The sequence below is a fragment of the Pseudomonas sp. NFR02 genome (assembly GCF_900119375.1).
Classification (GTDB): Bacteria; Pseudomonadota; Gammaproteobacteria; order Pseudomonadales; family Pseudomonadaceae; genus Aquipseudomonas; species Aquipseudomonas paracarnis.
This window is the reverse complement of the sequence record NZ_FPJJ01000004.1, coordinates 225,926-238,171: the sequence shown is the minus strand read 5'-3', so window position 1 is coordinate 238,171 and position 12,246 is coordinate 225,926. Positions and strand designations below refer to the sequence as shown.

The window sequence follows — 12,246 nt, the reverse complement described above, 5'->3', positions numbered from 1 at the left end:
CACAGGGCTTGAGCATGGCGCAACCGTTCATCTTCCGTACCATCGACCTGGATGGCCAGACCATCCGCACGGCGGTACGCCCGGGCAAGCCGCACTTGACCCCGCTGCTGATCTTCAACGGCATCGGCGCCAACCTTGAGCTGGTGTTTCCGTTCGTCCAGGCCCTGGACCCGGACTTGGAAGTGATCGCCTTCGACGTGCCCGGCGTGGGCGGATCCTCGACGCCGAACCGACCCTATCGCTTCCCCGGCCTGGCCAAGCTCACCGCACGTATGCTCGATTACCTCGACTACGGCCAAGTGAATGCCGTGGGCGTGTCCTGGGGCGGAGCGCTGGCCCAGCAATTTGCGTATGACTACCCCGAGCGCTGCAAGAAATTGATCCTGGCGGCCACCGCGGCCGGGGCCTTCATGGTGCCGGGCAAACCGAAGGTCTTGTGGCTGATGGCAAGCCCCAGGCGTTATATCCAGCCGTCCCACGTGGTGCGCATTGCACCGATGATTTATGGCGGTTCGTTCCGCCGAGATTCCAAACTGGCCGCCGAGCACGCCAGCAAAGTGCGCTCGGCCGGCAAGCTGGGTTACTACTGGCAACTGTTTGCCGGGCTGGGCTGGACCAGCATTCACTGGCTGCACAAGATCCGCCAGCCCACCCTGGTGCTGGCCGGGGACGATGACCCGCTGATCCCGCTGGTCAACATGCGCATGCTCGCCTGGCGCATCCCCAATGCGCAGTTGCACATCATCGACGACGGCCACCTGTTCCTGATCACCCGGGCCGAAGCCGTGGCGCCGATCATCATGAAGTTTCTGGAGGAGGAGCGCCTGCGTGCCGTGATACATCCGCGACCGGCGGTGTGAAGGACCACACCACCGCGCAACTTGCCAGGAACCGACTATGGTTCTGGATTGGCGTGCCTGCTTGATGACTTGACGAAGGAGTGTTGGCTCATGCGAGAAAGACCCGTGACGAACCCGGCGCCCACCCCCGCTGCGTTCATCAACGCGCAAAATGCGATCACCGGCCTGCGCGGCCGGGACTTGCTGTCGACCCTGCGTACCGTCGCCGCGCACGGCCTGCGCAACCCGGTGCACACCGCTCGCCACGCCCTGGCCCTGGGCGGCCAGCTGGGCCGTGTGCTGCTGGGTGAGACCGTGCACGAACCCAACCCCAGGGACCATCGCTTCAGCGACCCCACCTGGAAGCTCAACCCGCTGTACCGCCGCAGCTTGCAAGCCTATCTGAGCTGGCAAAAACAGACACGGCAGTGGATCGATGACAGCGCCCTCAGTGACGATGATCGCGCCCGCGCGCAGTTCGCCTTCGCCCTGCTCAACGATGCCGTGTCCCCTTCCAACACCCTGCTCAACCCGCTGGCGATCAAGGAGTTGCTCAACTCCGGCGGCAACAGCGTAGTGCGTGGCGTGAGTAATTTGTTCGAAGACCTGCTGCACAACAACGGTTTGCCGCGCCAGGTCAGCAAGCACGCTTTCGAAGTGGGCAAGACCGTGGCGACCACCCCCGGTTCGGTGGTGTTTCGCAATGAGCTGCTGGAGCTGATCCAATACAAGCCCATGAGCGAAAAACAGTACGCCAAGCCACTGCTGGTGGTGCCGCCGCAAATCAACAAGTACTACATTTTCGACCTGAGCCCGGCCAACAGCTTTGTGCAATACGCGCTCAAAAACGGCCTGCAGACCTTTATGGTCAGCTGGCGTAACCCGGACGTGCGGCATCGCGAATGGGGCCTGTCCACCTACGTGGCGGCGCTGGAAGAAGCGCTCAACGTGTGCCGGGCCATCACTGGCGCCCGCGAGGTCAACCTGATGGGCGCCTGCGCCGGCGGCCTGACCATCGCCGCCCTGCAAGGCCACCTGCAAGCCAAGCGCCAGTTGCGGCGCATCTCCAGCGCCAGTTACCTGGTAAGCCTGCTCGACAGCCAGATCGATAGCCCCGCAACCCTATTCGCCGATGAACAAACCCTGGAGGCCGCCAAGCGCCGCTCCTACCAGCAAGGCGTGCTGGATGGCCGCGACATGGCCAAGGTGTTTGCCTGGATGCGCCCCAACGACTTGATCTGGAATTACTGGATCAACAATTACCTGCTGGGCAAGGAACCGCCGGCGTTCGACATCCTGTACTGGAACAACGACAACACGCGCCTGCCTGCGGCCTTGCACGGTGACCTGCTGGACTTCTTCAAGCACAACCCCCTGAGCCACCCTGGCGGCCTGGAGGTATGCGGCACGCCCATCGACTTGCGCAAGGTCGCGGTGGACAGCTTCAGCGTGGCAGGCATCAACGATCACATCACGCCGTGGGACGCGGTGTACCGCTCCACGCAACTGCTGGGCGGCGAGCGGCGCTTCGTGCTGTCCAACAGCGGGCATATCCAGAGCATCCTCAACCCACCGGGTAACCCCAAGGCCAACTACGTCGAGAACCTCAAGCTGAGCAGCGACCCGCGCGCCTGGTATTACGACGCCCAGCACGTCGAAGGCAGTTGGTGGCCGCAGTGGCTGGAGTGGGTGCAAAAACGCTCCGGTGTACAACGCGAAACCCTCACCGCTCTGGGCAACCAGAATTACCCACCGATGGAAGCAGCGCCAGGCACTTACGTGCGCGTGCGTTGAGCTCAACGATCACATTAAGAAGACTGGATGAAGACCCGCGACCGTATCCTTGAATGCGCCCTGCTGCTGTTCAACCACAAGGGCGAGCCGAACGTATCGACCATGGAGGTGGCCAATGAAATGGGGATCAGCCCCGGCAACCTCTACTACCACTTCCATGGCAAGGAGCCGTTGGTGCTGGGGCTGTTCGAGCGCTTTCAAAGCGAGTTGGCGCCACTGCTCGATCCTCCCGCCGATGCGCAACTGGAGGCCGAGGATTACTGGCTGTTCCTGCACCTGATAGTGGAGCGCATGGCTCACTACCGGTTCCTGTTCCAGGACCTGTCGAACCTGGCCGGGCGCTTGCCCAAGCTGGCCAAAGGGGTTCGCCACCTGCTCACGGCGCTCAAGCGCACCCTGGCCTCACTGTTGGCTCGGTTGAAAGCCGCAGGGCAACTGGTCAGTGGCACCCAGGCACTGGGGCAATTGGTGGAGCAGATCACCATGACCCTGCTGTTTTCCCTGGATTACCAACGCGTCCTGGACCGTGAAGGCGAGGTCCGGGTGGTGGTGTACCAGGTCATGATGCTGGTGGCGCCACACCTGGTGTCACCCGCACGTCAGGCCACCGAGCGCTGGGCCTTGGGCTATCTGGATGATCCGCATTGACGGTATTCACTCAGGCCCACCGAAGTGCTGAATAAACTTGAACAGTTCACTGTCGTTACGCACGCCCAACTTTCTATATGCCGACTGTTTTTGCGTACTGATGGTACTTGCACTGCGGGAGAACTTTGCTGCAATCGAACTTACCGACATACCATCGAGAAAACAACGCAATACTTCCCGCTCTTTGGGCGTCAGTCCCGAGTTCAATGACAGCGGCATGGAAACATCAACTGTCGACTTCAGGGTGACGCTATCGAACGCCGACTGCCTGCCTTGTAATGTCGGCACCATACAAGGCGGTAGATAAAGCCGCCCCTGAGCGACAGTTCGAATAGCCGTGATCAGTTCGGTCAGATTCTGAGTCTTGCCCAAAATCCCCCAACACCCCGCCTTCAGGGCCAGCGACACCGTGGCGGGCGAACAGTCCGAAGATACGATCACGGCTCGGCACTGGCTGAAACGCCTGCCCAGTGACTGAAGCAGGCTGAGGCCATCGATGTCGGCGGGCGCCAGGACAAAGTCCATGACTATCACATGCGCTGGCTGCTGGGCCAGCGCCTCAAGCAATTGCCGCCCCGTGCCGTAGGAGCCGATGACCTGGATGTCGGCTTCGGCATTCAATCCCAGCTCGATACCCTGGCGCACCATTTCATGGTCGTCGAGCAGCATGACGGTACAGACAGTAACTGATGAAGTTGGCATAACAGCTCCCGCCTAAATCAATGCAGTACTGCACGCTATAGACCAGCCTTATGCAGGATTCAATAAGCGGACATAACAGTACTACGTTTACTTACAGCCACTTCTTACAGAAAAACCTGAAGGAAGTTTCCGAACTTCAGCTCCCGCCAAAAATTCTTAAACAAAACAATACGCTTTCGAACAATCACGAACTAAAACTCGTGGCTTCACTATAGAGCGCATTCATTTTTAGATACAAATTATGCACACCCGCCCCGTGAAAAAATTCGACACGGGTTCACAGGCGCTGAGCATCAACCTGCGACGGGAAACTTCAATCAATCAAGATCAGGAACATAATGAAAGCCAACGTTTTATCTTCCGTTGCAACCGCGCTGGCCTTGACCGCCGCGGTGTCGCCCTCGGCGCACGCCGCCGATGGCGTGATCAATTTCAGTGGCTTGGTGACCGATGTGACCTGCACCGTCGAAGGTGCGACGCCGGGCACAGGTGCCGTGGTCAAGGACGTAAACCTGGGTGGCGTCTCCGCTGCACGCTTGGCTACGGCGGGCAGTCGCGCCAATTTGACTGGTTTCTCCATTCGCATCGGCGCGCCGGGTGAGGGCAGTTGCACCAACGGACGTACCGCCATGGTTGCCTTCGACCCCACCAGCCCGGCTATCGACGTGGCCACGGGCCGCTTGAACATCGATGGCTATGACGATCCGTCCGACACCACCAATGCCAAGAATGTACAGGTAGAAGTCACTAGCCGTAGCGGCACGCCAATCAATGTGTACACGGAGAAATCCGAAGGCGTGGTGATCGCCGATAACCAGGCAACCATCCCTCTGGCTGCACAGCTGTACGCCAGCGGCCCGGCTGCCGAAGGCAAGGTCAATACCCGAGTCGGGTTCATGATCGAGTACGCCGAATAAAGCGCGAGCGGGCCTGCGCGAGCGGGCTCCTCCCTGGGTGAAGAGACCAGATGATGAATATCAAGACACGTCTTACCGTTGCCGCCTGTGTGTCTGCTGCGATGCTGCTATGCCCGCTTACCGCTGACGCAGGCGTCATTATCCACGGCACCCGGGTGATCTACCCTGCCGAGCGGCAAGAGGTGATCGTGCGCCTTGAAAACAAGGGCACCCGCCCGGCATTGGTACAGACCTGGCTGGACGACGGCGACCGGTACTCGACCGCGGCCACTGCAAAAGCGCCGTTGAGTGCGTCCCCTCCGATCTTTCGTATCGAGCCGCACCAGCAACAGGCGCTACGCCTGCGCTACTCGGGCGAGCCTCTGCCTGCCGATCGCGAAAGCCTGTTCTGGCTGAATGTGCTGGAAGTGCCGCCAAGTGCCGCAAAAGGTGAAGACAACAACCAGATCGAATTGGCGTTCCGCACGCGGTTGCGCGTGTTCGTGCGCCCGCAAGCGTTGCCCTACCCGGTGGCAAGCGCGGCATCCAGGTTGCAATGGAAACTGGTCGCCCACGAGCGCGGCTACGCTCTGCAAGCCACTAACCCGACGCCTTATCACGTCTCGCTCGCCTCCGTCGAATTGCTCAGCTCCGCCCAGCGCTTTGCCAAAGCGCCGAACCAGAGCGCCAACGACAGCCTGCTGCTGCCGGCCGGCGACGTAAAACGCTTTGCGCTGCCGCTGCTGCGCGAGTGCCCGCCAGCGCCGACCAGGGTTGAGTTCACCAGCGTCAGCGACTTCGGTGCCCGCGTGCGGCATTCGGCAGCACTGCCCGCGTGTAGGGGGTAACCCGTATGAATGTACGTTGGATTCTGGCGCAGACCACCTTGCTGACTTTCACGCTGCTGGGCGCAACGACGTTGCAGGCGAGCGTGATCATCAACAGCACCCGTGTGGTTTACCCGCAAAGCGACAAAGAGGTTACCGTCAGGCTGGAAAGCAAAAACCAGGCACCGGTGCTGGTCCAGACCTGGCTGGACAAGGGCGACGAGCACTCGACGCCGGAGCAGGGCGACATTCCGTTTGTGGTGACCCCGCCGATCTTTCGCATGGAGCCAGGCAAGCAACAGGTGGTACGCGTGGCCTATACGGGCGAACCCTTGCCAACGACACAGGAAAGCCTGTTCTGGTTCAACCTGTTGGAGGTGCCTGCCCAGCCCCCAGGCGCGCAAACCGGTAATCAACTGCAGCTGGCGTTCCGCTCGCGGATCAAGCTGTTTTACCGCCCGCACAATCTTGCGTACGGGGTGCAAGCCGCGCCTGGAAAACTGCAATGGCGACGCGTATCGAACGCCCAGGGCCAGGGCCTGGAAGTATTCAACCCAACGCCCTATCACGTGACCTTCGGAGCCGTCGAGGTGCTGGACTCGGGGCAACGGCACGCACGTAAAACCGCGTCGCCCAGCAGCGCAAACATGGTATTGCCCGGTGGCCGCCTTCGTTTTGAGCTGCCCACGCTCAACTCTGCGCCCAGTGCCACGGCCACCGTGCAATTCCAGACACTCGACGACTATGGCGTGAAAATCGCCCACAGCGCCAAGGTCCCGCCATGACGCCCCAGGTACCTGACCTTCTCGCGTAGCGCGCCCTGAGCGGCGCCTCCCACGCTTCCATCTCTTTATGTCGATGCCCATTGGTTGGGGTAGGGAATCCCTATGCCAAGCGTTGGCTGACACCTGCTTTTCGAGAACGCTGAACATGAGTTTCAACACGCCAGCCGGCGTTAACTATCCATCCCCGGCACGCCATCGATTCAAGCTGACCGTGCACAGCCTGCTGCTGATCAGTGGCGCCTGCAGCCTCTACGCCCAGAGTGCCGAACAGGTCGAATTCAACCCGGCCTTTTTTCCGGGCGGCAAGGCGGGCGCGCAAGTCGATATTGCAAAATTCAACCAAGGCAACGTCATCCTGCCCGGCAACTACCGCGCCGACGTGCACCTCAACGGCCAGTGGATCGGGCGTGAAACCCTGTCCTTCTCCAACGTCACCGGCCAGGACACCGCGCAACTGTGCCTGGAACGCCAGGCGTTGCTCAGGTTTGGCGTCACGGTCGATAACGTTCAACCGGCTGCCCTTTCCAACTGTGCCGACATCGCCAGCTACCTGCCCGGCGCCAGCAGCCGGTTCGACTCGGGCGAAAGTCGCCTGGACCTGCAGGTTCCGCAGATTTACCTGGCCCGTCAGCCACGCGGCTATGTCGACCCGCAACATTGGGATGGCGGCGTGGATGCCGCGTTTGTACGTTACAACGCCAGCACCTTCACCACGCGCACCGACGGGCGCACCCTGGGCTCCAGCTACCTGGGCTTGAATACCGGGCTCAACCTGGGCGACTGGCACTGGCGCCACAATGGCAATTACAGCCGTACCCATACCGCCTCGGGCTATCAAAGCAGCGCCACGTATGTACAGCGGGAGTTGGGCGCCTTGAAGTCCCAGTTGGTGCTCGGCGAAATCTATACCCCCGGCGAGCTGTTCGACAGCGTGCGCCTGCGCGGCGCCAGCCTGTCCAGCGATGACCGGATGCTCCCCGACTCGCTGACCGGCTTTGCGCCGGTGGTGCGCGGTGTCGCCGAAACCAGCGCACGGGTCACTGTGCGCCAGCGTGGCGTACTGCTCGATGAAGTCTCCGTGGCGCCCGGCCCGTTCGTGCTCAAGGACCTGTTCCCCACCGGGTATGGCGGCGATCTGAACGTCACTGTGACCGAAGCCGATGGCCGTACCCGCGAGTTCATCGTCCCCTTTGCCGCCAACGCCCACCTGCTGCGCCCCGGCTACAGCCGTTACTCGTTGAGTGCCGGACTGCTCGATGAAATCGGCCTGCACCATCCGCCCAGAGTGATGCAGGCTACCTACCAACACGGCCTGAGCAATTTGCTGACCGGTTATACCGGCGCCGTGATAGGCGAGGACTACCGCTCGCAGTTACTGGGCGCTGCGTTCAACACGCCGTTCGGTGCACTGTCGCTGGACATGACCCAGTCCAACGCCCACCTGCCGGGGCATGGCTCACGCGATGGGCAAAGCGTGCAGCTACGCTATAGCAAAAACTTCGCCCACACCGGTACTCACTTCGCCCTGGGTGCCTACCGCTACTCCACCGAAGGCTTCTTGAGCGTGAGCGATGCGGCGCACATCCGCGACCTCGCCCTGGACGGGCTCAAGCTTGACCGTGTGTCGCGCCTGCGCGACCGGATGGACATCAGCCTCAATCAACGCGTGGGCGACGGCTCGGTGTACCTCACCGGCTCCTCGCAAAACTATTGGAACCGTAACAATGGCAACCTGACATTCACCGCCGGCTACAGCGGCACATGGAACGGGCTGCACTACACAGTCAGCGCGCAGCGTACCCGTGACTTGCTGACTGAGCATGTGGACAAGCAGCTGGATTTTACCGTGAGCCTGCCGCTGGGCAGCGGTGCCCGCACGCCCACCCTGACGACCACAGCTTACCGAGGCGGCCAAAGCTCAGGTGAGCGTCTGGGCCTGGGTGGCACCCTTGGCGAGCGCAGTGAGTTGAGCTACGGCCTGAGCAGCAGCCGTGCCCAGGGCAGCGGCTACGCCACCAGCGCCGACCTGAAATACCAGACGTCCCAGGGCGCGCTATCGGCAAGCTACGGCCAGAGCAACGCGTACCAATCGACCTCCCTGGGCATGACTGGCGGCATCGTCGCCCACCGTGGCGGCGTGACCTTTGCACCGGAGCTGGGCGACACCATCGGCCTCGTCCAGGCCCCCGACGCTCTGGGCGCAAGGATCAACGGTAACCACAGCGCCCAGATCGGTAAGAGCGGTTATGCCGTGGTGCCGCATCTCACCCCTTACCGCCAGAACGTGGTCGAGCTGGACCCCAAGGACCTGTCCGTCGATGTAGAGCTCAAGACCGCCGCGCAGAACGTCGCCCCTCGGGCCGGCTCGGTGGTGCAGTTGCAGTTCGAAACGGTCAGTGGGCAAGCCGTATTGATCACGGCGCAGCGTGAGGATGGCAACCCGCTGCCATTCGGTGCGGATGTATTCGATGAAGACGGCGCAAGCGTCGGCATCGTTGGCCAGGGCGGTAAAGCCTTTGTTCGCGTGGCGCGCACAGAAGGGCGACTGACCGTCAAATGGGGCCCGCAAGCTAATGCTTCATGCAAGCTGCATTACGCGCTAAGTGCGCGCCCCCACCCAGACGCGGCCCACCGCGTACGCCATCTGAACGCAGGCATCTGCCGGAGCGAAACACCCGTTGCCGCACATGCAGCGCCTGTCGACAAATACCTCGTGACTGCTCGGAATGCATGATGAAGACATTGATCAGACTCATCCCAACATTGCTGGTGCTTGGCCTGCCGATCGCTGCGCAAGCGGAGTGCGACAGCTATATGAACTCCACCCACGGCCTCTCCCTTCCGACGACTATCACCGTACCGCGCGACCTGCCGGTGGGCAGCGTGATCACCGAGCAACCGTTCAGCGGTGTGGCTGCGGCCCGCTTCATGAATTGCAACAGCGTGACGTTGATACAAATTGCATCGCGCAATTACCTGCATCACCAGGCCACCACGATCAATCAAACCGAGGTTCCCGGCATCGGCATCCGTATAAGGATTACCGATGCCCGTCCAGCGAGCAATTTCTATGCGTTTGACAATTCCGTGGGTTACCTGCCCAGCGGAAGCCACCCCATCTTCACCAATGCCGAGGCAATCTTCTACAAGATCGGGCCGGTGACCAGAGGGGAGGTGCCTGCGGGAAGGGTCTACCATTACACGATGTTGACCCGCATCGGCCAGATTCTGGGGCGCTTTGAGCTCAAGCTCGACAACTCGGTTACTTTCGTCAGCCCCGTCGCCACTTGCGACCTCGCCGCCGGTGATGTCAACCGCACCATCACGCTCGACCCCGTGCAGGTCAGTGCTTTCAACAGCGGCCCCTACGCCGGCGCGCGCCATTTTGAGCTGACGGCCAATTGCAGCGACGCCACCAACGTCACCTTTCGTTTTTCCGGCCAGCCATCGACTGACAACAACCTGCTCTTTGCCAACACCGGCACGGCCAACGGCGTGGCGCTGTGGCTGTACTCGCGGATCGACGGCACTCACCGAACCATTCCTGCCAATGGCAGCGACAACGAACGCACGCTGGTTGTGACCGGCAATCGCGCGGTATTGCCACTCGGCGCGGCGTACCACAAGAGCGGCACGGTCGGCCAAGGCACGCTGACCAGTACTGCCACCGTCAACATCACCTACAACTGAACCCCCTGAGGACTCATGATGCGTCTACCTACACTGCCCCTGCTACTGGCAATCACCGCAAGCCTGGACATCCCCGCCGCGCTCGCTGCCACTACTGGCACCCTGACATTTCAAGGCGTGGTCAATGCTGGCACCTGCAACCTTAACGCCGGCGATGTAAACCGCACGATTACCTTGCCTGCGGTCAAAGTATCGGACTTCGACACTACCGACTCTGCGGGAGAGCACGACTTTGAACTTGCCGCCGACTGCGACTCGGACGTCAAGAACGTGATCTTCCAGTTCGCCGGCACCCCCTCTGCCGGCAACGCCGAGCTCTTTGCCAACACGGGAACATCGGGCGGCACCGCACTGTGGCTGGCCAGCACCGGCATCATCCCCGCCAATGGCACCGAGGTACAACGCAGCCGTACGGTTGCGACAAGCGCCAGCAAGGCGGTACTGCCACTCAAAGCGGCTTACCATAAAACCGGAGAAGCAATTACCCACGGTACCCTGGCCAGTGCCGTGACTGTTTCGATCACTTACAACTGATGGGCTTGGGATAAAGCCCCGCGATAGCTGATTTTTGCCAAGCATAAAAAATGCCCGGCCTCTACAGGCCGGGCATTTTTCTGTCCCGCAAAAATCAGGACTGACTGGATGGCGTCGGGTTGACCGGCGTTGCAGTCGCAGTAGCGGCCGCGTGCGTCGGTGCGGACACCGAATTGGCGGTAGAAGCGGCCGGTGCTGGCGCCGCTGCTGGCTTGGCCGCCGCAGCAGGCTTGGCGGCTGCCGGTTTTTTCGCTACCGCAGGCTTTTTGGCCGCTGCAGGTTTAGCTGCAGGTTTGGCAGCGGCGGGCTTGGCGGCAGGTTTGGCAGCCGCTGTTTTAGCCGCAGGCTTGGCAGCCGGTTTAGCCGCAGGTTTCGCGGCGGTTTTAGCGGCCACTGGCTTAGCGGCAGGCTTGGTGGCCGGTTTAGCGGCAGCAGTTTTAGCCGCTGGCTTGGCCGCAGGTTTCGCAGCGGTTTTGGCTGGCGCTTTGGCAGCGGCTTTTGCAGCCGGCTTGGCGGCGGCTTTAACCAGAGGCTTGGCGGCAGTTTTAACGGCGGGTTTTGCCGCGGCTGTTTTAGCCGCAGGTTTGGCCGCCGGTTTTGCTGCTGGCTTGGCCGCGGCAGTCTTGGCGGGAGCCGCTTTGGCGCCGGTCAGCTTCTCAATTTGCTTGGTCAGGGTATCGACCTTGCTGTGCAGCGCCTTTAACTCAGCCTTGCTGGGTACGCCCAGTCGCGAAATCGCACTATTGAGGCGCTTGTCGAAGGTTTCTTCCAACTTGCCCCAGGTGTCAGAAATGCTCGACTTGGCGGAACCGGCAGTTGCCTTGGCCGCGTCCACTTTTTTACCGACTGTGCTCTTGGTCAACTTCTCGGCCTTCTCGCCGTCCTTGACCAGAGTCTCGAAGTATTTACCGCCGTCACTGCTAACCTTCGAGTACACGCCTAAACCAGCAAGCCAGATTTTGCGGGAATATTTTTCAACTTCCCCAACCCACGAGCTGCCTTCTTTCTGAGTAGTCTTTTTAACAGCCATCCCGATGTCTCCTTAGTGTTTACGCGCGACACGTTCGAGCAATGCCGTCAGCTCTTCGAGCTTAGCAGAGAGTGTCTCCACGTCATGTTTAGACGCAATGCCGATTCGATTCAAGGCACTTGCAACACGCGTGTCAAAAGCTTTTTCAACTTTATCCAGCTGAACTTCAACCAAGCCTCTGACGCCGGAGACATTACTCTTTACTTGATCAATCTGACTGTTGGCGGCATCAAGTTGTTCAACTACAACTTTTTTGCCTTTGCTTTCAATATGTTGGCCGCTCTTGACCAGCTCTTTGAAGTATTCGCCGCCCTCGCTGCCTACCTTTGCATAGGCACCAAGGCCCGCCAGCCAGATCTTGCGGGCATAGCTTTTAACCTCACTCAGGGGGGTGGTTTGAACGTCGATTTTTTTCTTCAAAATAACTTTGGCCATGGTGCACCTCACGCAAAAAGGGTGGAGGACGGCCCGCAGGAGTTGAGGGCTTGGGCACAAAGTAGG

At 60.8% G+C, this 12,246-nt stretch carries 12 protein-coding genes; 9 read left to right on the top strand and 3 right to left on the bottom strand.

What is annotated here, in order from left to right:
• Positions 1-14 precede the first annotated feature (14 nt).
• The 3 genes from phaZ (at position 15) to BT199_RS14545 (ending at position 3,281) form a co-directional block, all read left to right on the top strand.
• Positions 15-860 (top strand): poly(3-hydroxyalkanoate) depolymerase, encoded by an 846-nt coding sequence (gene phaZ, locus BT199_RS14555; RefSeq protein ID WP_019820034.1) that lies wholly within the window; start codon positions 15-17, stop codon positions 858-860.
• A 90-nt stretch (positions 861-950) separates the two neighbouring features.
• Entirely contained in the window at positions 951-2,633 is a 1,683-nt protein-coding gene (phaC, locus tag BT199_RS14550) for a class II poly(R)-hydroxyalkanoic acid synthase (RefSeq protein ID WP_019820033.1), read from the top strand.
• A 27-nt stretch (positions 2,634-2,660) separates the two neighbouring features.
• Positions 2,661-3,281, top strand: coding sequence for a TetR/AcrR family transcriptional regulator (locus tag BT199_RS14545; protein WP_057702491.1), 621 nt, complete (start codon positions 2,661-2,663; stop codon positions 3,279-3,281).
• 6 nt (positions 3,282-3,287) lie between these two features.
• On the opposite strand, the gene BT199_RS14540 is transcribed toward BT199_RS14545, so the two are convergent.
• Complete coding sequence (locus BT199_RS14540) at positions 3,288-3,983, bottom strand: response regulator transcription factor (protein ID WP_256575966.1); 696 nt, start codon at positions 3,981-3,983, stop codon at positions 3,288-3,290.
• Between the two features lie 338 nt (positions 3,984-4,321).
• Between BT199_RS14540 and BT199_RS14535 the strand changes: the two genes are divergently transcribed.
• From BT199_RS14535 to BT199_RS14510, 6 genes are all read left to right on the top strand, one after another.
• Positions 4,322-4,900, top strand: a complete 579-nt coding sequence (locus tag BT199_RS14535) for a fimbrial protein (RefSeq protein ID WP_072434791.1) — start codon at positions 4,322-4,324, stop codon at positions 4,898-4,900.
• A gap of 53 nt (positions 4,901-4,953) precedes the next feature.
• Positions 4,954-5,727 carry a fimbrial biogenesis chaperone gene (locus tag BT199_RS14530; RefSeq protein WP_072434789.1) on the top strand — a complete coding sequence of 258 codons (774 nt, stop codon included), beginning with the start codon at positions 4,954-4,956 and terminating at the stop codon, positions 5,725-5,727.
• A gap of 5 nt (positions 5,728-5,732) precedes the next feature.
• A complete protein-coding gene (locus tag BT199_RS14525; protein WP_072434787.1) occupies positions 5,733-6,491 on the top strand; it encodes a fimbrial biogenesis chaperone in 759 nt (252 codons plus the stop codon).
• Between the two features lie 145 nt (positions 6,492-6,636).
• On the top strand, positions 6,637-9,225 hold the full coding sequence (locus BT199_RS14520; RefSeq protein ID WP_072434785.1) for a fimbria/pilus outer membrane usher protein: 2,589 nt from the start codon (positions 6,637-6,639) through the stop codon (positions 9,223-9,225).
• The gene (locus BT199_RS14515) at positions 9,225-10,181 is read left to right on the top strand and encodes a fimbrial protein (RefSeq protein WP_072434783.1); all 957 of its coding nucleotides are present in this window, start codon (positions 9,225-9,227) and stop codon (positions 10,179-10,181) included. The genes BT199_RS14520 and BT199_RS14515 overlap by 1 nt, the downstream gene beginning before the upstream one ends.
• Before the next feature lie 18 nt (positions 10,182-10,199).
• The gene (locus BT199_RS14510) at positions 10,200-10,715 is read left to right on the top strand and encodes a fimbrial protein (RefSeq protein WP_057702707.1); all 516 of its coding nucleotides are present in this window, start codon (positions 10,200-10,202) and stop codon (positions 10,713-10,715) included.
• Between the two features lie 94 nt (positions 10,716-10,809).
• Here the strand turns inward: BT199_RS14510 and BT199_RS14505 are convergent, their stop codons facing one another.
• Entirely contained in the window at positions 10,810-11,745 is a 936-nt protein-coding gene (locus BT199_RS14505) for a phasin family protein (RefSeq protein ID WP_072434781.1), read from the bottom strand.
• Positions 11,746-11,757: 12 nt separating this feature from the next.
• Positions 11,758-12,180 (bottom strand): phasin family protein, encoded by a 423-nt coding sequence (locus BT199_RS14500; protein ID WP_072434779.1) that lies wholly within the window; start codon positions 12,178-12,180, stop codon positions 11,758-11,760.
• Positions 12,181-12,246: the final 66 nt, after the last annotated feature.